Origin of the sequence: Curtobacterium sp. MCBD17_003 (genome assembly GCF_003234885.2) — a bacterium.
Taxonomy (GTDB): domain Bacteria; phylum Actinomycetota; class Actinomycetes; order Actinomycetales; family Microbacteriaceae; genus Curtobacterium.
Genome location: NZ_CP126275.1, coordinates 2,691,412 through 2,711,818 on the forward strand (window position 1 = coordinate 2,691,412; position 20,407 = coordinate 2,711,818).

Below are 20,407 nucleotides of genomic sequence, written 5' to 3' on the forward strand. Positions count from 1 at the left end.
AACGCGCTGCTACTTGCCGAACACAACTACTCCGACTTGACTCGCTTACGAAACGTCACCTCCCGCTGAGCACCACCCGACCTCAAGGAGCACCCATGTCCTCCCACCCCTCGAAACGACGCGGTGCGCGAATCGCGAGCATGGGCGTCGCAGCCCTCGGCGTCGGTGCCCTGCTCGCCGGCTGGACGGCGGGCGGCACCGCCGTCGCGAACGCGAGCACCTCGTCGAAGACGCCGAAGGCGCTCACCGTCGCGCTCAGCCAGAACCCGGACACGCTCGACCCCGGGCAGACGGGCCTCGTCGGTTCGGTCAAGGTGGACGCGCAGATCTTCGACCCGCTGATCTGGCGGTTCTCGGGTTCGAAGAAGTACGAGCCCGGGCTGGCGACCTCGTACACGGCGAACGCCGATGCCACGGAGTACACGTTCCACCTCCGGCACGGCGTGACGTTCCAGGACGGCACCCGGTTCGACGCGAACGCCGTCAAGGCCACCTTCGACCACATCGCGGACCCCGCGACGAAGTCGGCCAGCGCGGTCACCTCGCTCGGCCCGTACAAGGGCACGACGGTCGTCGACCCGTACACCGTGAAGGTCGACTTCACCAGCTCCTACCCGGCGTTCAACACGCTCGTCGCGAGTGAGCAGTTCGGCATCGACTCCCCGACGGCGCTGAAGAAGTACGGGGCGGACTACGGGCAGCACCCGGTCGGCACCGGGCCCTTCACGTTCCAGAGCTTCACCAGCGGGTCGTCGGTCAAGCTCACGCGCAACGCGAAGTACGACTGGGGTCCCAAGCGGTTCGGCTCCGGGGCGGCGAAGCTGTCCTCGCTGACGTTCCGCATCCTGACGAGCCCGACGTCGCAGAACAACGCACTGAAGACGGGCGAGGTGCAGGTCGCCGACGGACTGGATCCGCAGGACGTGGCGAGCGCGAAGAAGGCCGGCAAGCGGACCACCACCGTCGCCGCGGCCGGGATGCCCTACGGGTGGCTCCTCAACGTCGACAAGGCACCGACGAACGACCCGCTCGTCCGCCAGGCGATCGCCCACGCCATCGACCGGAAGTCGATCATCTCGACGCTGTTCGCCGGTGAGTTCAAGCTCGCGACGAGCGTGGTCACCCGCGCCACCCCGGGGTACGCGAGTGCGGGCAGCGCGTTCTCGTACAACCAGAAGGAGGCCGGCAAGCTGCTCGACCGCGCCGGCTGGAAGATGGTCGACGGGAAGCGCCAGAAGCACGGCAAGACCCTGACGATCTCGATGATCAACATCGCGAACTTCGGCTTCGACGACATGTCGACGCTCGTCCAGTCCCAACTCGCGTCGGTGGGCATCACGGCCAAGCTGAGCGACCAGGCGTTCCCGACCGTGGGACAGACGTACAACAACGGCGGCTCGAACACCGCCAGCTGGTTCTTCTGGTCCCTCGACCCGAACATGATCAAGTCGGTGTTCACCTGCGCGCAGGTGAAGAGCGGGTTCAACTGGTCCCACTCCTGCAGTGCGTCGCTCGACAAGCAGATCGACGCGGCCGACGCGACCACGAGCACGACCGCCCGGAACGCCGCATTCGCCTCCGTGTTCAGGAAGATCAACAAGCAGGCCGCCTTCATCCCGGTCTACGACCTCAAGGCGATCTACGTCACCAACGGGATCACGGGGCTGGCGTCCACGCCCGACGGCGACGCCTACTACGCCGGAGTCGGCAAGTGAGCGCCGCGGCGGTCGCGTCCGTCGCACCGGACGCGAGGGATCGGGGCTGACATGGCGCGGTTCCTCGGACGACGGGTCCTCGTCGCGATCCCGGTGCTCTTCGGCGTCGTCGTCCTGGTGTTCCTCATCCTGCGACTGATCCCGGGTGACCCGGCGCAGATCGTGCTCATGGGGACGAACGCCTCGCCCGCCCGGGTGGCGCAGGTGCGGCACCAGATGGGCCTCGACCGGTCGTGGATCGCACAGTTCGGGATCTACGTCGGTGGCCTCCTCCGTGGTGACCTCGGGTACTCCTACGTGTCGCACGGCACGGTGGCGGCGCAGATCGGCAGCCGCCTCCCGTCGACGCTCGTCCTCGCGGGCTCGGCGCTCGCCGTCGCGCTCGTGGTCGGGATCCCGACGGGCGTCGTCGGCGGCCTCTGGCCCGGGTCGATCGGCGACCGGCTGGCGACCGGGTTCTCGGTGCTCGGTCTCGCGGTCCCGTACTTCTGGTTGGCCCAGCTGCTCATCCTGCTGTTCGCCGTGCGGCTGCAGTGGCTCCCCGCACTCGGGGTCGGCGGTCCGCAGGCCCTCGTCCTGCCCGCGCTGTCGCTCGGACTCGGGTTCGCCGCGATCATCACGCGGATGCTGCGGAGCGCGCTCATCGACGTGTACCAGCAGCCCTACGTCATCGTGGCGCGGAGCAAGGGCCTCTCGAGCTGGCAGCTGCTCTCACGGCACGCGTTCCGCAACGCGATCTCGGCGGTGACCACCATCATCGGCCTGCAGATCGGCAACCTGCTCGCGGGCGCCGTGGCCACCGAGGTGATCTTCGGTCGGCCGGGGATCGGGAACTACCTCGTCTCGCAGATCCAGCTCAAGGACATCCCGAGCATCCAGGGCATCGTCCTGTTCATCGCCGTCTGCTACATCGTGATCAACATCCTCGTCGACGTGAGCCACGGCCTCCTCGACCCGCGTGTCCGGAAGGCGTGGACGGCATGACGACGTCAGCAGTGGAGAACGTCACGGAAGCGGCAACCCCGACCCCGGGTCGGCCCCGGCCACGACGGGTCGACGTCGGCGGTGCGGTCGTCTGCGGAGCGGCGGCGCTGCTCGTGCTCCTCGTGCTCCTCGCCCCGGTCCTCGCGGCGGCGTCCCCGACGACCGCGGTGGGGCTGGCGCGGAGCGCACCGACCCTGGCGCATCCGTTCGGCATCGACCACCTCGGTCGCGACGTCCTGTCGCGCACGCTGTGGGGCGGACGGCTGACCCTGCTGATGGCCGCGCTCTCCACCCTGCTCGCCGCGGTCGTCGGGGTGCCCATCGGGCTCTTCGCGGGATACGTCGGGGGGATCCGGGGCGGGATCTCGATGCGGGTCATGGACGTGTTGCTCGCGTTCCCGGGCCTGCTCCTCGCGCTCATCATCATCACGATCGGCGGCACGGGCGTCCCGAGCACGATCCTCGCGGTCGGGGTCTCGTTCATCCCCGTGTTCGCCCGTGTCGTGTACGGCTCGACGCAGCGGATCCGGTCCGAGGAGTACATCGCGGCGTCGATCGTCGTCGGCGCGTCGCCGCTGCGGGTCATGATGCGCAACGTGCTCCCGGTCGTGCTGGTCGAGGTCGTCGTGCTCGTCTCGAGCGCGATCGGGTGGACGACCCTCCTCACCGCCGCCCTCAACTTCCTCGGGTTCGGGGTCGCCCCGCCGACGCCGGAGTGGGGAGCCGACCTGGGGGCCGGCACCCAGTACCTCGACCAGGCGTGGTGGATCTCTGCAGCACCGGGCCTCGCGATCACGCTGACGATCCTCATCGCCAACTTCCTCGGGGACTTCTTCGCCAAGCGCCTGTCCGCGGCCCGGGCCGACCTGCAGCCGAGCACGGAGCCCGTCGCATGAACCTCGTGATCCTCCCCCTCGGGACCTGCTGGTGCGCCCACGGCGTCGTGACGCCGGGCCACCTGCACGACGAGAAGTTCTCGATCCCGGTGTCGTCGTACCTCGTCGAACTCGACGACCGACGGCTGCTCCTCATCGACACCGGCATGAGCCGCGACCACGTCACCGACCCGGACCTCACCTGGGCGGGAACCGATTTCGCGCGCCTGCTGACGCCGGTCATGGCGCCCGAGGACGACATCGGCGCGCGACTCCGGGCGCTGGGCATCGAGCCGGAGCAGATCGACGTCGTGATCAACACGCACCTGCACTTCGACCACGCCGGCAACAACCACCAGTTCCGCAACGCGACGTTCCTCGCCCAGCGCGAGCACCACGCGTACGCCCTCGACAACCCGAGCTTCCCGAACCAGTACTGGAACCTCCCGGAGCTCCACTACGAGCTGCTGGACGGCGGCGGCGAGGTCCTGCCGGGCGTCGAGATCGTGGTGACGTCCGGCCACGCGCCCGGCCACCAGTCGGTGATCGTGCACCTGCCCGAGGAGGGCGACCTCGTCATCTGCGGTGACGCGATCTACCTGCAGGACAACCTCGACCTCGACAACTGGGAGGCCATGGCCGACCCGGACCAGGCGCGTGCCAGCGCCGCGCGCCTCCGCGACCTCGAGGCCGGCGGCGCGCGCCTCCTGTACGGACACGACCCCGACCAGGTCGCCGACTTCCCGCGTGCCCCGTACCGGCACCGGTGACCGCCACCCGCCCTCGACCGCAAGGACCCGCCATGACCAGCCACCTCCTCGTCTCCGACGTCACCGTCTTCGACCCGCGCGCCGCCGGCGTCGTCGAGCACCAATCCGTCCTCGTGCGGGACGACACGATCGACTGGGTCGGCCCCGCCGACCAGGCGCCCGCCCCCGGCGACGGGTGGGTGGTGCGTGACGGGCGGGGACGCACGCTCCTCCCGGGCCTGTTCAACGGCCACGTGCACCTCATGGGCGACGGCGTCCACGACGGGGGCACCCTGACCGGCTCCTCGACGTACGGCACGGTCCAGGCGGTGGTGAACCTCGCCGAGACGCTGCAGACCGGCGTCACCAACGTGCGCGACTGCGGGTCCATCGACGGGATCGCGATCGAGCTGCGAGACATCGTGGCGTCGGGCTACGTTCCGGGGCCGCGGGTGAAGGCCGCCGGCCGGGTGATCACGATGACCGGTGGCCACGGGCACTCCATCGGACGTCAGGCTGACGGCCCGTGGGGCGTCGCGCAGGCGACGCGGGCCGAGCTGCACGCCGGAGCCGACTTCATCAAGATCATGGCCACCGGTGGGGTGCTCACCGAGGGCGTCACGCCGCTGCAGACGGCACTCCACGTCGACGAGCTGCGTGCGGCGGTGGACGAGGCGCACAACGCCGGCAAGCGGATCACGAGCCACGCGATCGGCGGCCCCGGCGTCAAGAACGCGATCCGGGCGGGACTCGACTCGATCGAACACGCCTGCTTCTTCGACGACGAGGCGATCGAGCTCGCCCTGGAGCGCGGCACGATCATCGTCCCGACCCTGGTGGCCGTGAACCGGATCGTCACGAACCCCGAGACCGTCTCCGCATCGGTGTACCGGAAAGCACGGATGGAGTCCGACGCATCGGTCGCAGGGTTCCGGGCGATGGTCGAGGCCGGTGTCCGAGTCGCGTGCGGGACCGACGCGGGGACGCCCCACAACCCGCACACCGAGGTGCCGGTCGAGCTCGGGCTCATGGTGGAGTACGGGATGACCCCCGTGCAGGCGCTCGTCGCCGCGACCCTGACCTCTGCCGAGAACTTCGACGTGCTCGACACCCTCGGCACCATCGAGGTCGGCAAGACCGCCGACCTGCTCCTCGTCGAGGGCGATCCCACGGCGGACATCGGGGCGATCCGGGACGTGCTGCTCGTCGCCAAGGCCGGCGCGGTGGTCCGCGACGAGCTCGCGCTCGACTCCGTGCGCGCATGAGCGACACCGAGCCCCTGCTGTCCGTCCGCGATCTGCGCGTCGTGTTCCCCGGGACCGCCGAGGGGAACGCAGCAGTGGCGGGCATCGACTTCGACCTGTTCCCGGGCCAGACGCTCGGACTCGTCGGCGAGTCGGGTTCCGGCAAGAGCACGGTGTGCCTCGCGATCCTGGGCCTGCTCCCCCGCGGCACCCGGGTCACCGGGCAGATCCTGTTCCGCGGTCGCGACCTCGTCACGCTCGGCGACCGGGCCATGCGGCCGATCCGCGGGCGGGAGATCGGTCTCGTCTACCAGGACCCGCTCGGCGCCCTGAACCCGACGCGGACGATCGGCTCGCAGCTCCGCGAGTCGCTCCGGCTGCACCTCGGACTCTCCGGGGCAGCAGCGGACGACCGTGCGGTCGACCTGCTCGAGCGGGTCGGGATCCAGTCGGCGCGGGCGAAGCTGACCGCGTACCCGCACGAGTTCTCCGGCGGGATGCGCCAGCGGGTCGTGATCGCGATGGCGATCTCCTGCAACCCCGTGCTGCTCCTGGCGGACGAACCGACCACGGCGCTCGACGTGAGTGTGCAGGCCCAGGTGCTGGAACTCCTCCAGGACCTCAGCGCGGAACTCGGCCTCGCACTCATGCTCGTCAGCCACGACCTCAGCGTCGTCGCCGGCCTGTCCGACGTCACCGCGGTGATGCGGTACGGCGAGATCGTCGAACAGGGCGAGGTCGACGACGTGTTCTCGAGGCCGCAGCACCCGTACACCCGCGCACTGCTCGACACGGTGCGGGCACTCGAACGAGAGGACGCCTGATGAGCGACCCACTCCTCCGGGTCGACGACCTCGTCGTCACCTTCACGCCCCGCGGCCTGTTCCGGCGCGGCGAGGGGGTGCAGGCGGTCCGGGGCGTCTCACTGTCCGTGGAGGCCGGGACCACCGTGGGCATCGTCGGCCAGTCGGGCAGCGGGAAGTCCACCGTCGCGCGGACGATCGTCGGCCTGGAACGACCGACGTCCGGCCGCATCGTCCTGGGCGGCAGGACCGTGGACCAGAGCGCGGAGTCGCTCGCGGAACTCCGCCGCAGCGTGCAGATGGTGTTCCAGGACTCGCTCAGTTCCCTGAACCCGAGGCGGACGATCGGTGCGATCCTCGCGGAACCGCTGGTCGTCCACGGCATCGTCCCGCGCGCCCGGATCGCCGACCGCGTGTCCGAGCTCCTCGAGGACGTCGGGCTGCCCGCGTCCCACGCCCGGCGTCGACCGATGCAGCTCTCCGGCGGGCAGCGCCAACGCGTGAACATCGCACGCGCCCTCGCCAGCTCGCCGCAGCTGATCATCGCCGACGAGCCGACGAGCGCCCTCGACGTCTCGATCCGCGCGCAGATCCTCGAACTGCTGAAGCGTCTGCAGGCTGAGCACGGGCTGGCGTACCTGTTCATCAGCCACGACCTCCACGTCGTGCGGTACATGAGCGACACGGTCGTCGTCATGCGGCACGGTGAGATCGTGGAGGTCGCCGACAAGACGTCCATCTACCGGGCGCCCCAGCACGAGTACACGAAGGAACTGCTCGCCGCCGCACCGACCACCGACACGGCCCTGGCGAAGGCACGAGCACGCCGTGCGGCCCGCCCGGTCGGGTCGGCCTCCTGACTCGCTCCCCGCGACGAACCGACCGAAGGAACAGCGCTCCGCCCATGCAGATCCCAGCCAGCACCAGCACCATGCCCAGATCGGGGATCCGCGAGATCATGGACCTCGCGCTCGCCCGACCGGACACCATCCGACTCGAGCTCGGCGAGCCCGACTTCCCCACACCACCGAACGTCGTGGAGGCCGCCGCCCGCGCCGCCGCCGCCGGTGCCACCAAGTACTCGGTCACGCCGGGGATCCCGCAGCTGCGCGAGGCGCTCGCCGAGAAGATCCGGACGCGGAACGGGTTCGAGACCCGCGCCGAGCAGGTGCTCGTCACGTCCGGCGCGGTGCAGGGCATCTACGTGGCACTCGTCGGGCTGGTCGACCCGGGCGACGAGGTCCTCGTCCCGAGCCCCGGGTGGCCGAACTACCAGATGATGTGCCGGCTCCTCCGCGCGACGAGCGTCGGCTACCGGCTGCGCGCCGAGGACGACTACCTGCCCACCGTCGCCGACCTGGAGGCGCGGGTCACGCCGCGCACCAGGGCGATCGTGCTGAACGCACCCTCGAACCCGCTCGGCTCCGTGTTCGACGCCGATCGGCTCGCCGAGGTGGTCGCCTGGGCGAACGGCCACGGTCTCTGGATCGTCTCGGATGAGTGCTACGACGAGCTCACCTTCGACCGCCCGCACGTCTCCACCGCGGTGTTCGACGAGACCGACTCCGTGATATCGGTCTACAGCTTCTCGAAGACGTACGCGATGACCGGATGGCGCATCGGGTACCTCGCCCTGCCGCAGGCGGTCGTCTCGACGCTGTCGAACGCGCACGAGGCGATGCTGTCGTGCGTCGCGATGCCGACGCAGTACGCCGCCCTGGAGGCCGTGACCGGTCCGCAGGACGTGGTCACGACGATGCGCGCCGCCTACCGGATGCGACGGGACACCGCGCTCGCCGCGCTCGAGGAACGCGGCATCCCCGCGTTCCGGCCGGAGGGGGCGTTCTACCTCTGGGTCGACGTGTCGGCGTCCGGCCTCCGGAGTGACGCGTTCGCGCGCGCACTCGTCGCGAACGCGGGCGTCGCCGTCGCCCCCGGCACCGCCTTCGGCAGCGGTGGCGAGGGGCACGTCCGGATCTCGATCGCCAACGGCGTCGACGCGGTCGTCGAGGCGATCGACCGAATCGGGGCCGCCATCGACGCCCGGTCGGTCACCGCCCGGTGACCGTGGGGATCGGGGTCCGGGGCCGGACGGGGCTTCGGGCGCACCGGTCGGGCCGCAAGGGTCCCCGGCCGGACGGCAGTGCGCCCCGGCTAGGCTGCCGGTCTCCCCGGTTAGGCTGCCGGGGGACGCGAGGAGAAGAGAGCGGATGAGCACCTCGAGCACCGAAGCGACCGGCCCGGACGACGACGAGGCCCCCGCCGGCTCGAAGCTCGCGCAGCTCATCCAGCGCCCGACGGCGAAGGTCCCACTCGACGACCTCGACCACGCCCTCCTCCGGGCGCTCGCCGACGATTCGCGGCGCTCCCAGCGCGCCCTGTCCCGCGAGGTCGCGCTCTCCGCCCCCGCGATCGGCGAGCGGATCGCCCGACTGGAACGCCTCGGCGTCATCCGCGCCTACACGCTCGACATCGACTGGGCGACCCTCGGCTACTCCATGTCGGTGCACATCCCGATGACCGCCGCCGCCGGTGCCGACCTCGGTGCGATCATCGAGCGCCTCGTCGAGATGCCGGAGCTCGAGGACCTCGACATCGTGACGGGCCAGTGGGACCTCATCGCCAAGTTCCGCCTGCGTGACCACGCCCACCTGCAGGAGGTCCTCCTCGTTCGGATCTGGCAGATCCCTGGTGTGCAGCGGGTCGAAACGTTCCTCGGACTCGGGAACTACCGCGGGGCCGGGGTGTTGCGCGACGAGTGACGGGCACCGAGCCGGGCCACCCCCGACGAACGCGCCCGGCCCCACCGGGCGACGCGCTCCGGCACATCATGAGCCCGGCCACGTCACCCACGTCGTTGCCCCCGACGGTCATCGTCACCAGTCGCGTGGACGACACGACGGTCCGGTTCTGCGCCGGGCGCTCCCGCCGGTGATGCGGTCCGCGGGTGTGGCCCGGAGAACGACACGTCAGTGAGCCAGGGCACGCAGGCGGACATGCCGCGGTCGGTGACGTCGTTGCTCCTCGCCACACCGGCGCAGCAGGGGCAGCGCGGCCAGCGGGTCAGGGGCGCCCGTCCTGCGCGTCGACCACGCCAGGAGTCGGACTCGTCCCGCTGAAGGCGTCGCGCATCGTCCCGACCCCCCGCTGCGGATGCGCCCGGTCGAGGTACTTCGCCCGGGACGCCTTCCGCGGCTCGGGGTCCGTGTGCATCGCGGCGTTGCGGTCCCGACGCAGGGCCTCGTCGACCTCGCCCTCGCGGTTGAACGACCACATGAGCATCGGGTCGCCGAGGGGCAACGGCTGCGCCGGGTGCTCCCCCATCGGCGTGCTGTGCCAGGTGTGCCAGGTCTTGCCGTACGAGTTCACGAGGTGCCCCATCAGCTCCGTCTCGATGGCGACCGGCAGTCCGGGCGCGACGAGTTCCCCGGAGAACACCTCGTGGTTGTGCGGGTGCCACGCCGCCCGTTCCTCCTCGGGGAGCGTTCCGTACAACGCCTCGGAGACGATGTACTCGATGCCGATCAGGTTCGCGTCGCGCGTGTTGCCGTCGAAGAGGACGCACTGGAGCATGTCCGCGTTCACCACCTTGCAGAAGTGGTGCGCCTCCATCTGCAGGTCCGGCTTCCCCTTGACGCAGTGGAAACCGACGACGTAGACGTCGAACCCGGCCAACGGTGCGGTGGTCTGCAGGACGTCGGCGCCGCGGTCGAGCAGGGCGAGTTCGAACCCGCCGGGCCGGCCGGGAGGCACGACACCGGTCGAGCGGTTCGCGACAGCTGGATTCAGGGGCACGATGCATCTCCTCGGGCTCGGAACTCCTGCTCATCGCACTCCGCGCTGCCTGCGCGTCGCCCCAGGGCGCGCCGGGGGTCGTCGCCGGGCCGGCCCAGGACTCGGACCCGCGGGGGCGCCCGTTCCGGTGCATCCGCCGCCGACTCCCCCGTTGTCGTGCGACCGCCGCGGTGTCGGGAACGGGCGGTCTTTCGGGGGTGTGTGGTCGGCGGGCGGAGGTCGGGCTGGGGTGCGGCGGGGCGGGGGCGCTCAGCCGCGCCCGGTGACCGCGCGGCGGATCCGCTCGATCGGCACCTTCGGCTCGCGCTCCGCGGTGAGCAACCCGTTCGTCTCCTGCAGCGTGTCCGTCAGCTGCGTGTAGCACGAGCCCGCCAGGAACGTGCTCGCCCGGATCGCGTCGTACAGCGCCGTGACGCGGTCGAGGTAGTCGTCGCCGTCGGTCGCGGCCGTGTAGCCCCACCCGTCCTCGCGCCGTGCGCCCGGCTGGTACTGCACGCCCCCGAACTCGGTGAGCATGACGGGCTGGCCCTGGTCCTCCACGCCGTCGACGAGGATCCGCCGGGTGGCGGGTCCCATGCCGGACAGCACCGCGGTCCGGGCGGCCGCGTCGGCGTAGGTGCGGGCGAGGACGGCACCGTCACCCTCGTAGTCGTGCACGGTCAGGATGTCCGACGCGGTGTGCTCCCAGCCGTCGTTCGAGATCACGGGCCGTGACGGGTCGAGCGCCCGGGTCACGTCGGCGAGGGCGCGCGAGTACGCCTGCTGGGCGCGGTCCTGCGGCACGTGCTGGATGCCCCAGCTCTCGTTGAGCGGCACCCACGTCACGATGCACGGGTGCGACACATCCCGTTCCACGGCGTCCATCCACTCGCGCATGAGCCGCTGCACCGCCGTCGGGGTGAACGCGTACGCACCCGGGGCCTCGCCCCAGACGAGGAGGCCGAGGCGGTCCGCCCAGAACAGGAACCGGGGGTCCTCGATCTTCTGGTGGATCCGCGTCGCGGTGAACCCGAGCTCCTTGATGAGCTCGACCTCGCGCCGCAAGGCCTCCGGCGAGGGCGCGGTGAGGTTCGAGTCCGGCCAGTAGCCCTGGTTGAGCACGCTCCGGACGTCGTAGGGCCGGTCGTTGAGCAGGAACGCCCCCCGGTCGACCGCGACGGTCCGGAGCCCGAGGTACGAGGACACCGCGTCGAGCACCGCGCCGGCGGGGTCGAGCAGGGTGACCGTCGCGTCGAGGAGCCTGGGGTGTTCCGGGCTCCAGCGGATCTCGTCCTCGGCCTGCCCGTTCACCTGCCGGGCGATCGGCAGGACGAGGTCGACCGTGTCGGTGGCGGTGGGCACCGTGACCTCGGTCGTCCCGAGGTCCTCGCCACGGTCCTCCCAGCGGAGTGCCACGCGCACCCGTGCGCCGGCCCGTGCCGCGCCGCGCAGGCGGACGCCGAGCGCGACGGCGGTCGCACCCGCGGGCACCCACCGCAGCGCCTGGACAGACACGGGCGGTACGGCCTCGAGCCACACGGTCTGCCAGATCCCGGTGGTGCGCCGGTACCAGATCGCGTGCGGCTCTTCGTGCCAGTCCTGCTTGCCGCGGGGCTGCGTGACGTCGTGGGGGTCGTCCTCGGCACGGACGACCAGGGTGTGGGTCCGGCCGTCGTCCACGGACGCGGTGACGTCGATCGTGAACGGCGTGTGCCCACCCTCGTGCATCCCGACGAGTGCGCCGTCGATCCAGACGCTCGCGCGGTAGTCCACCGCGCCGAAGTGCAGCAGCACCCGCGACGCTTCGGCCGAACGCCCGGCACGCTCGAGATCCTCCGCGGAGATGCTCCGCGCGTACCAGACCACCGGGTGGAACCCCGGCTCGTCCACGCCCGACGCGACCGACTCCGGCGGGAACGGCACGGTGATCACACCGGCGTCCGGGAGGCCCGCGGTCCAGCCCGCGATCAGGCCTGCGTCAGCGTCGTCGTGGCGGAACGACCAGGTGCCGTCGAGGGAGGCCCATCGCCCGCGGATGAGCTGCGGTCGCGGATGGGTGCCGTCCTGCCGACTCGCGACCGGGAGGGTCGGCGCGGCGACCGGCGGAACGGCCGGGGACGAGGAAGCGGGCGTCGTCGGGACAGCGTCATCGATGTGCACGAGTCGAATTTATACCGCTTCAAACGCGCGTGGCGATACCCTTCCCCCATGGATCGCGTCACCCTGCAGGACGTGGCGGACCGGGCCGGCATCTCGATCGGGACGGTCTCGAACGTCGTGCGCGGGTACCAGCACGTCAGTCCGCGGATGCGCGCGCGGGTGCAGGCGGCCATCGACGAACTCGGCTACCGACCGAACGGACTCGCCCGGAGCCTGGCCACCGGACGATCCCGGATGCTCGGTCTCGCGTTCCCCGACCTCCGCCGCCCGTACTTCGCCGAACTGGCCCACGTGTTCGCTCGCGTCGCCGAGTCGCACGGCTACCGGCTGCTGCTCATCGAGACGGGCGGCACGGCCGAGGGCGAACGCGCGGTCCTCGCCGACCGTGAGGCCGGCACGATCGACGCCCTCGTCATGCACCCCCAGATGCTCAGCGCCGGCGAGCTCGACGCGATGCGGCGCGGCATGCCGGTCGTGTTCCTCGGCGAGGACCCGCAACCCACCACCTCGGACCAGGTCGCGATCGACAACGTCGCCGCCGCCGAGGACGCCGTCGCCCACCTGCTCGGCCTCGGTCGACGGCGCATCGCGTTCCTCGGGCACGAGGTCGGCGAGGCCTCGCGGACCTCGACCCTCCGACTCGAGGGGTACCGGCGCGCACTGGCCGGGGCAGGCCTGCCGGACGACCCGACGCTCCTGGTCCCCCGCGACGTCGGCGACGCGCGGGGCGCCGAGGAGGCCCTCGACGCGGCGCTCGACGCCGGCCTGCGGATGGACGCACTGCTCTGCCGCGACGACCTCGCCGCGATCGGCGCCCTCCGCTCGCTCCGCCGCCACGGGATCGCCGTCCCCGACGACGTCGCCGTCATCGGGTGGGACGCCATCGAGCTCGGCGCGAGCACCGACCCGAGCCTGACCTCGGTCGCCCCCGACACGCACGGGCTCGCGGAGCGCGCGCTCGACCTCGTGCTCCGGGAACTCGACGGCGCGCACCAGGGCGGGGCACACCACACGGTGGGGCACCGCATCCTCGTGCGCGAGAGCGCTCCGGCGCCTGACGCCTGACGGGTTGGCCAGCCGCGCGCCTGCGGCCGCCAGCCTCCTCATCCACGACCTCACCCGGACGAGCGTCGCCCCGCCCGTCCCGTGAACACGTCGACGGCTGCCGGCACCTCATCGCTCCGCCTGAACGGCCCGATTCGGTGTTTGGCCTCGGACTTGGTGATGTCGGCATCGACGAACGCCCGGAGCGGCGTGTACACATTCGGCTGATGCTCGAAGACTCCGGCATCCTGATGGTGTGGATTTTTCGTGGTGGACGTGGTCGGGACTCATGATCATCGCGCTGGCTGGGTTCGGACTGATCGGTCGTGCCGTCGTGCTGGCCGTCCGAGAGCAGGGGTTCGGTCGGGCCAGAGCGGAGCGTGGTCCTAGCGCTCCTTGGTTCTGGTCCGGGATCGGATTGGTCGTCGTCGCGGCCCTACTACTCGTCATTTGGATCCTCGCCCTCGACAGCTGACTGACGGCGTCTGAGCAGTCGATCGTCACAAGAAAGCGGCAACGATGCCGCCAGCCCATTAGCGACCGTGTGCAGCAGCAGCCTCCGCCACCACTCCACGGCGCCGCCGTCGGCGGTATGTCCTGGCGAACCGTAAGGTGCTCCTATGCCTTCGCAAGTGTTCAAGACGATCGATCGACGTCATCTGGCGGTCGTTCTGTCCAAGTTTCAGAGCCACGGAGGCCTCGACATCTACGAAGCGGGCTTGGGCTTCAGCAGCGTGGCTCAGGGCGCCTCGAACAAAGACCAGCGCGCTACGGCGATCATCAGGCACATCTTCGATCAACCGGACACTGACCAGCTCGTCCTCGACATGCTGGATTACCTCTTCGTCACTCCGACACATTCGGATCGGCTACTCGAGGACGAGGACTACAAGGTGCTGGAACAGAAAGTGCTCATACCCCGCGGGATCGTGTTGACCGACGACGGCTACAAATCTTCAGGAGCACCGATGGCTCAGGCCGCCCCTTCCCCGAGCCCTACCGTCACGTCTTCCCCCACACCGGCGCCGGGGAATCGCTCCGTGTTTGTCGTCCATGGTCGAGACGATCGCCCAGTGAAGGTCGTCGACCAATTCCTCACGTTCTGTGGCCTGGAAATGATGACCTGGTCGGACGCCGTCCGCGCAACGGGAAAGCCTCAACCCACGACGTATGACATCGTCCTCGCCGGGATCACGAACGCCGCCGCGATCGTCGTCATCTTCTCTCCGGATGACCTCGGCAGGGTCAAGGACGCCTATGCCAATTCAGATCACGACCCCGATAAGAAGCCTCAGGGCCAGGCGCGTCAGAACGTCATCCTCGAGGCCGGCATGGCGTTCGGCATAGCACCGGACCGGACCATCTTCATTCAGTCAGAACCGACCCGCTCCCTCAGCGACATCGACGGTTTCAATTGGGTGAAGCTCAACGGCGAATACGACAGCAGAGCCGACTTGATTGGGCGTCTCCCATCGGCGAAAGCACCCGTGAGACACAAGCCCAACCTCGTCGATCACACCGCCGGGCCGTTCAAGGTGATCTAAGCGGTGAGCGAGGAAAGGCAACGCGCAGCCACGGAACAGAGGCTCGCTCTGCCAGGGGCAGCTTGCACGCGACTTGTGCACGGGAAGCCGTCTTCGGGCCGGGATCAGTAACGCGGGCCTGTACGCGCCAGCCTGCCGCACTCAAGCGCGTCACCCGAGTATTGCGGTCGACGCCCGCTGCCATCGCCGGCAGGCGCGTCCACCTTTGGGGCCGGGAAGGAGAGTGCAGCTGGTTTGAGTCCTTCCCTTGCCGCAAACGCAGAACGCACCGCCTTATGCATCACGCACGAGGCGCGGCGTTCTCGTTCAATCTCAGAGGTTGTTGATCATCTCGCGAAGCAGCGCGGAAGTGCTGAGATGCCGAGCATCCGCCTTCGCTTTCAAGATGCTCCGCTCTCGGCTGTTCACGCGAACGGTGATGCGGGTGACGTCGTCACCGAGCGTCTTTGGTCGTCCGGGTCGCGCCGGGCTCCCGGCATGCGACGGACCGAACTGCGCGTTGGGGAACCCCGCGTCGGCTTCGTCGGCCCAGCGGTCGAGGTCCGCGTCCGTGAACGTGGTGCCCTTTGTCTTGTACGTCTTCATCGCCTTCTCCTTTCGAGTCCGACCTCTTGCTTCACCTTCGTCGTCGCGTCCATGCTGTGGAAGATCAGCCAGTCCTCAGGATCATCTGGCTTCACGGCCAGGTACTCAAGGAGCCTGCCTGCATGAGTGACTCCGACACCGACCCATTGCATCGGGTCGGTGGCCATCCGCGGCGCGAACCGGAGGGAGTTCTCGAACGCCTCCCGGACCTCGTCATCCGTCACTTCAGGATGCCGACGGGCCACCCGGGGATGCACCTCGACGACCATCGTCCCTCCGCGACAATAGAGTTTTGTCTGACGTAAGTCTACGCGACACATCCACCCCGCTACCAGCCCAGGGGTGCTCAGGCTACGACTGGTGCTGCTTCGTCCCGCAAGCCGGTCGTCCAGCGAACTTCCCGCTGGGCCGCCCGCCGGCTCGGACTCCCCGCGCCGACCGGGGCGCAGGCGGTCTCACGTAGGGACTCCGCGACCTCTCGCAGTGAAGTCAGCGGTACCCGCAAGCCGGCCGGCCTCCAGAACAACGGAGCTCGCTCAGGACACATCGCCCGGCGGAACCTCCCCGACCACCGCCCCGAGCAACTCGGTGAGCGCGGCCCGGACCGCCTGCGGCAGCGCCACGGCATCGAGCTCCGCGAGCCGGTCCACGACGGGCCGGTCAGCGGCGACGATCTCCCACGCCTCGAGCTTCTCGGGGTTGCCCATCTGCGCGTCGGCGAGCACGGTGCGGGCCGCGGCACGTCGGTCGGGGCCGACCCGGACCTCCCCCGCGATGCGGACGACGGCGCCGACGTCGGACGGGACGGTCGCGATCACGCTCCAGCGCCCGTCCACCCCGGTGACGGCGACCTCGTCGCCGTCGACGGTGACCGGGCCGTCCGGCAGGGCGGCGAGGACGGTGAGCGTCCACGCCCGGACGGGCGGGACCAGGTCGCCCCGGCCCTCCGCGGGCCCGATGCGGAACGTGCGGGTCGGGAGGTCCCAGGCGAGCTCGGTCCGGACGGCCGGACCGGCGGCGGCAGCGCCCGCGTCGTCGTCCTCGGCGTCCTCCGCCAGCACGAACGTCCCGGAGGCCCCCGGCGCGACGAGCACCTCGAGCTCGCTCGGGTTCCGGGTCGCGTCGAGGTCGGGACCCGCGTCGAGCGGCAGGATCCCGCCGGCCCGCAGGAGCACGGGGATCGACGCGGTCGGCCGGTGGAACGCGAGGCTCCGGTCGCCGCGGTAGACCGTCCCGGTGAACACGTCGGTCCAGGTCCCGGCAGGCAGCCAGGCTCGGACGCTCCCGAGCAGCGAGGCGGGATCGCGCGGCTCGGTGATCGGCGCGACGAGCAGCTCGGAGCCGAACGCGTACTCGTTCGGGACGCGGTAAGCCTCGCTCCGGCGCGGCTCGAGGTGGTACATCGGCCGGACGAGCGGGGTGCCGGCCGCCGCCGCGTGGTTCATCGCGTGCAGGTAGGGCACCATCCGGTGGCGGAACCGGAGGGCGTCGTCCATCGCGGCGCGGTGCTCCGGCGGGAACGACCACGGCTCCTTGCGGATGAACGGGTTGTTCGCGGAGTGCAGCCGCATGATCGGCGAGAACACCCCGAACTGCACCCAGCGCGTCGCCAGCTCGTCGTCGCGCACGCCGCGGGTGTGCCCGCCGATGTCGTGGCTCCACCACGCGTAGCCGATGTTGGCGGCGGTCGCCGTGAACTCGGGCTGGAACGCCAGCGACGCCCACGACACGACCGCGTCGCCCGAGAACCCGACGGCGTACCGGTGGCTGCCGGGCCCCGCGTACCGCGAGAAGGTCATCCCCGGGCCGCCGTTCCGGGCGGCGTCGAGGTGGTGGAAGTGGTTGAGCACCCAGAGCGGGTCGACCCCCGGCAGGTCGGAGGTGCGCCCCTGCTGCCAGTCGATCCACCAGAAGTCGACGCCCTGGTCCTCGAGCGGGTCGTGCAGGTCGCGGAAGTACGACTCGAGGAACGCGCGGTCCGTCGGCGCGAAGGGCAGCGGGCGCTCCGTCTCCGGGTCGACACCGAGCGCCCGCGCCATCGTCGGGTAGGCGTCCTCGAACGCCCGGACACCGTCGGCGGGGTGCAGGTTCAGGGTCGTCCGCATGCCGCGCTCGTGCAGGGCGGTGAGGAACGCCTCCGGGTCGGGGAACAGCGAGCGCTCCCACGAGTAGCCGGTCCACCCGTTCCCGAACCGCGACGGCACGGAGTCGACGCGGTGCCAGTCCATGTCGATCACGGCGACGGAGAACGGGACGCCCTCGTCGTCGAACCGGTCCATGAGCGCCAGATAGCTGTCGGCCGTGTACGGGTGGTACCGGCTCCACCAGTTGCCGAGTGCCCATCGCGGGAGGCGCGTCGGCGGCCCCGAGACCGCGTACAGCGCCGAGACGGCGGCCGGGTAGTCGCGGCCGTACGCGAACACGTAGAGGTCCTCGCGGTCCGCGCCGCGCACGCCCACCCAGCCGTCGTCCTCGAACAGGAACGAGGCGGCGTCGTCGACCACCGCGATGCCGTCGGGCGCGACCACGCCCGGTTCGAGGTCCGTCCGGCCGTCGACGTCGTCCAGCGTCCGCGCCGTCCCGCCGAGGTCCCGCGTCGGCTCGCCGTACCGCCACCGGCCGGTGTCCGCGCCGATCATCTCGACGAGCAGCCCGCTCGCCGAGAACGGGCCGCCGTCGTACCGCAGCCGTGCCCGAGCCGTCGTCACGACGACGCCCCGGCCGGACCGCTCGACGTCGAACGGCACCGCCGGCAGGTCGCGGCGGATCGCGAACGTGGAGGCCCGGTCCTCGAACCCGCCGTCAGTCGACCGTTCGACGCGGAACAGCCCGTCGGTGAGCACCGTGATGCGCCAGCCGTCGCCGTGGACCTGCTGGTCGTCGCGCGCCCGCGGCGCGGCACCGGGCAGCGGCCGGATGACGGGCAGCGCGGTCGGCGCGGCGTCGGACGTGGGCTGCGTGACGGAGTCGGACATGGTCCTCCAGGTCGGTGGGGTGGTCGGGCGTGACGGTACCCGTGTGCGGTGGGGTGGGCCTCCCGGGCGGAACCCGCCGGTCGGTGCTCGACGGCGCGCGTCGGTCAGTGCTTGACGGCGCCCTGCGTCACGCCGCTGATCACCCAGCGCTGGGCGAACAGGTACACGACGATCGTCGGCGCCATGGCCATGAGGTACGACGCGAACGCGACGTTGTAGTTCGTGCCGAACTGGCTCTGGAAGATGTTCTGCACGACCGGCAGGGTCTGCAGGCTCGGGTCCGCGGTGATGAGCGACGGCATCATGAAGTCGTTCCACGACGCCAGGAACGCGAAGATGCCGACCGTGGCGTTCATCGGACCGAGCAGCGGCAGCACGATGCGCCAGAAGATCTGCCACGTCGTCGCGCCGTCGATGCGGGCGCTCTCCTCGAGCTCGATCGGCAGCGAGCGGAGGTACGCCGAGTAGAGCAGCACGCTGAACGACAGTTGGAACATCGCGTGCAGGATGCCGACGCCGACGGGGTTGTCGAGGCCGGTCAACGCCGTGAGCTGGATCTGCGGCAGGGCGACCACCGGGAACGGCAGGAACAGCGCGGCGAGCAGGTAGTACAGCGACCAGCGGTAGATCCGCTTGTCCCAGTTGCGGGCGATCGCGAACGCGGCGAGCGAGCTGAGGAACAGCGTCAGGACGACCGTGATCGCGGCGACGCCGAGCGACAGGCCGAACGACACCGGGAAGTGCGTGAGCCGCCACGCCTGCACGAAGCTCGCGGGGTTGAACGGCGCCGGGAACGAGAACGCGTTCCCGTCCACCGACTGGGCACTCGTCTTGAACGCCATCGACAGCGTGACCCACAGCGGGGCGAGCACCGTCAGCGACGCCAGGATGAGCAGGACGGTCAGCGGCCAGTTCGTGCGACCGAGCCGACGACGCCGACGCGTGGTGGTGGGGCGGCCGGCGCTGGAGCCGGCCACTTGGTCGTGGTGGAGGTCGACAGAGGTCACAGTCGGATGGTCCTTCCGCGGGTGACGAGGAGCTGGGCGACGGAGATCACGACGGTGACGATGAAGAACACCGTGGCGTTGGCCATCTGGTACGCGTAGTCGCCGCCCGTGAAGCCGCCGAAGATCGTCATGGCGACGCTGCTCGTGGCGGTGCCCGGGCCACCGTTCGTCAGGCCGACGATGACGTCGTAGGCGCCGAGGTAGCCCTTCACGCCGAGCACCGTGTTGATGACGATGAACCCGGCGATGAGCGGCAGCGTGATGGAGCGGAACTGCTTCCAGGAGCTGGCGCCGTCGAGCGCGCTCGCCTCGTACAGGTCGTCCGAGATCGCCGTGAGGCCGGCGGTGTACACGAGCAGGGCTCCGGGGATCGTCTGCCAGGCGGACACGATCACGATGGCGAGCCACGCGAGGTCCGGGTTGCCGAGGATGCTCTGCTCGAGCGGGTGGAACCCGACCGCGGTGGCGAGGGCCGGCAGCGAGTTCGAGAACAGGTAGTTGAACACGTACGCGACGACGATCCCGGAGATCACCATCGGGATGACGAACACGCTCCGCAGCGGCGCCGCGAACCGGATCCGCCGCGACAGCGCCACGGCCAGCGCCAGGGCGATCACCTGCGCGACGACGACCGTGACCGCCGCGAACCCGAGCGTGAAGCCGTACGAGGCGATGATGTTCGGATCCGTGAACAGCGTCGTGTAGTTCCGCAGCCCCAGGAAGGACCACCGGCCGTACCCGACGTAGTTCGTGAAGCTGTAGAAGATGCCGATCACGGCGGGCACCACGACGAACGCGGTGAACAGCGCGAGCGCCGGGAACAGGAACAGGGCGTAGATCGGGTCGACGCGCCGCCGCCGAGCGGGCCGGGTCGACGGTCTCGGCGGCAGTTCATCGGCGGTTCGGTCCGACAGGGGTGCTTGCAGGGTCACGATCGCTCCTCGTCGA

General features: G+C 70.3%; 18 protein-coding genes. 11 read left to right on the forward strand and 7 right to left on the reverse strand.

Going from position 1 to position 20,407, the window contains the following annotated elements; all coding sequences use genetic code 11:
* Positions 1-95 precede the first annotated feature (95 nt).
* The 9 genes from DEI88_RS12650 (at position 96) to DEI88_RS12690 (ending at position 9,132) form a co-directional block, all read left to right on the forward strand.
* Positions 96-1,715, forward strand: a complete 1,620-nt coding sequence (locus DEI88_RS12650) for an ABC transporter substrate-binding protein (RefSeq protein WP_111072398.1) — start codon at positions 96-98, stop codon at positions 1,713-1,715.
* 51 nt (positions 1,716-1,766) lie between these two features.
* Positions 1,767-2,699 (forward strand): ABC transporter permease, encoded by a 933-nt coding sequence (locus tag DEI88_RS12655; protein WP_111010978.1) that lies wholly within the window; start codon positions 1,767-1,769, stop codon positions 2,697-2,699.
* Positions 2,696-3,595 carry an ABC transporter permease gene (locus tag DEI88_RS12660; protein WP_146244089.1) on the forward strand — a complete coding sequence of 300 codons (900 nt, stop codon included), beginning with the start codon at positions 2,696-2,698 and terminating at the stop codon, positions 3,593-3,595. Before DEI88_RS12655 ends, DEI88_RS12660 begins: the two co-directional genes overlap by 4 nt.
* Positions 3,592-4,344, forward strand: coding sequence for an N-acyl homoserine lactonase family protein (locus tag DEI88_RS12665; protein ID WP_111072399.1), 753 nt, complete (start codon positions 3,592-3,594; stop codon positions 4,342-4,344). The genes DEI88_RS12660 and DEI88_RS12665 overlap by 4 nt, the downstream gene beginning before the upstream one ends.
* Before the next feature lie 32 nt (positions 4,345-4,376).
* A complete protein-coding gene (locus tag DEI88_RS12670) occupies positions 4,377-5,588 on the forward strand; it encodes a metal-dependent hydrolase family protein (RefSeq protein ID WP_111010975.1) in 1,212 nt (403 codons plus the stop codon).
* Positions 5,585-6,391 carry an ABC transporter ATP-binding protein gene (locus DEI88_RS12675; protein WP_111011006.1) on the forward strand — a complete coding sequence of 269 codons (807 nt, stop codon included), beginning with the start codon at positions 5,585-5,587 and terminating at the stop codon, positions 6,389-6,391. Before DEI88_RS12670 ends, DEI88_RS12675 begins: the two co-directional genes overlap by 4 nt.
* Positions 6,391-7,230: an ATP-binding cassette domain-containing protein gene (locus DEI88_RS12680; RefSeq protein ID WP_111037333.1), complete on the forward strand. Its 840-nt coding sequence runs from the start codon at positions 6,391-6,393 to the stop codon at positions 7,228-7,230. The genes DEI88_RS12675 and DEI88_RS12680 overlap by 1 nt, the downstream gene beginning before the upstream one ends.
* Before the next feature lie 44 nt (positions 7,231-7,274).
* On the forward strand, positions 7,275-8,435 hold the full coding sequence (locus tag DEI88_RS12685; protein WP_111072400.1) for a pyridoxal phosphate-dependent aminotransferase: 1,161 nt from the start codon (positions 7,275-7,277) through the stop codon (positions 8,433-8,435).
* A 145-nt stretch (positions 8,436-8,580) separates the two neighbouring features.
* A complete protein-coding gene (locus DEI88_RS12690; RefSeq protein ID WP_111072401.1) occupies positions 8,581-9,132 on the forward strand; it encodes an Lrp/AsnC family transcriptional regulator in 552 nt (183 codons plus the stop codon).
* Positions 9,133-9,433: 301 nt separating this feature from the next.
* Here the strand turns inward: DEI88_RS12690 and DEI88_RS12695 are convergent, their stop codons facing one another.
* The gene (locus DEI88_RS12695) at positions 9,434-10,165 is read right to left on the reverse strand and encodes an OBAP family protein (RefSeq protein ID WP_258375137.1); all 732 of its coding nucleotides are present in this window, start codon (positions 10,163-10,165) and stop codon (positions 9,434-9,436) included.
* A 249-nt stretch (positions 10,166-10,414) separates the two neighbouring features.
* Entirely contained in the window at positions 10,415-12,304 is a 1,890-nt protein-coding gene (locus tag DEI88_RS12700; protein ID WP_349775203.1) for a glycoside hydrolase family 2 protein, read from the reverse strand.
* 48 nt (positions 12,305-12,352) lie between these two features.
* On the opposite strand from DEI88_RS12700, the gene DEI88_RS12705 reads away from it, so the two are divergent.
* The gene (locus DEI88_RS12705) at positions 12,353-13,369 is read left to right on the forward strand and encodes a LacI family DNA-binding transcriptional regulator (protein WP_111072402.1); all 1,017 of its coding nucleotides are present in this window, start codon (positions 12,353-12,355) and stop codon (positions 13,367-13,369) included.
* 611 nt (positions 13,370-13,980) lie between these two features.
* Positions 13,981-14,892, forward strand: coding sequence for a TIR domain-containing protein (locus DEI88_RS12710; protein WP_181441257.1), 912 nt, complete (start codon positions 13,981-13,983; stop codon positions 14,890-14,892).
* A gap of 312 nt (positions 14,893-15,204) precedes the next feature.
* On the opposite strand, the gene DEI88_RS12715 is transcribed toward DEI88_RS12710, so the two are convergent.
* The 5 genes from DEI88_RS12715 to DEI88_RS12735 form a co-directional block, all read right to left on the reverse strand.
* Positions 15,205-15,477, reverse strand: coding sequence for a YlcI/YnfO family protein (locus tag DEI88_RS12715; protein ID WP_111010959.1), 273 nt, complete (start codon positions 15,475-15,477; stop codon positions 15,205-15,207).
* Positions 15,474-15,746 carry a hypothetical protein gene (locus DEI88_RS12720; protein ID WP_111010958.1) on the reverse strand — a complete coding sequence of 91 codons (273 nt, stop codon included), beginning with the start codon at positions 15,744-15,746 and terminating at the stop codon, positions 15,474-15,476. Before DEI88_RS12720 ends, DEI88_RS12715 begins: the two co-directional genes overlap by 4 nt.
* A gap of 267 nt (positions 15,747-16,013) precedes the next feature.
* Complete coding sequence (locus tag DEI88_RS12725; protein WP_111072405.1) at positions 16,014-18,452, reverse strand: glycoside hydrolase family 31 protein; 2,439 nt, start codon at positions 18,450-18,452, stop codon at positions 16,014-16,016.
* Positions 18,453-18,556: 104 nt separating this feature from the next.
* A complete protein-coding gene (locus tag DEI88_RS12730; RefSeq protein WP_111011000.1) occupies positions 18,557-19,429 on the reverse strand; it encodes a carbohydrate ABC transporter permease in 873 nt (290 codons plus the stop codon).
* Between the two features lie 26 nt (positions 19,430-19,455).
* A complete protein-coding gene (locus DEI88_RS12735; protein ID WP_375334635.1) occupies positions 19,456-20,391 on the reverse strand; it encodes a carbohydrate ABC transporter permease in 936 nt (311 codons plus the stop codon).
* Between the last annotated feature and the right edge of the window lie 16 nt (positions 20,392-20,407).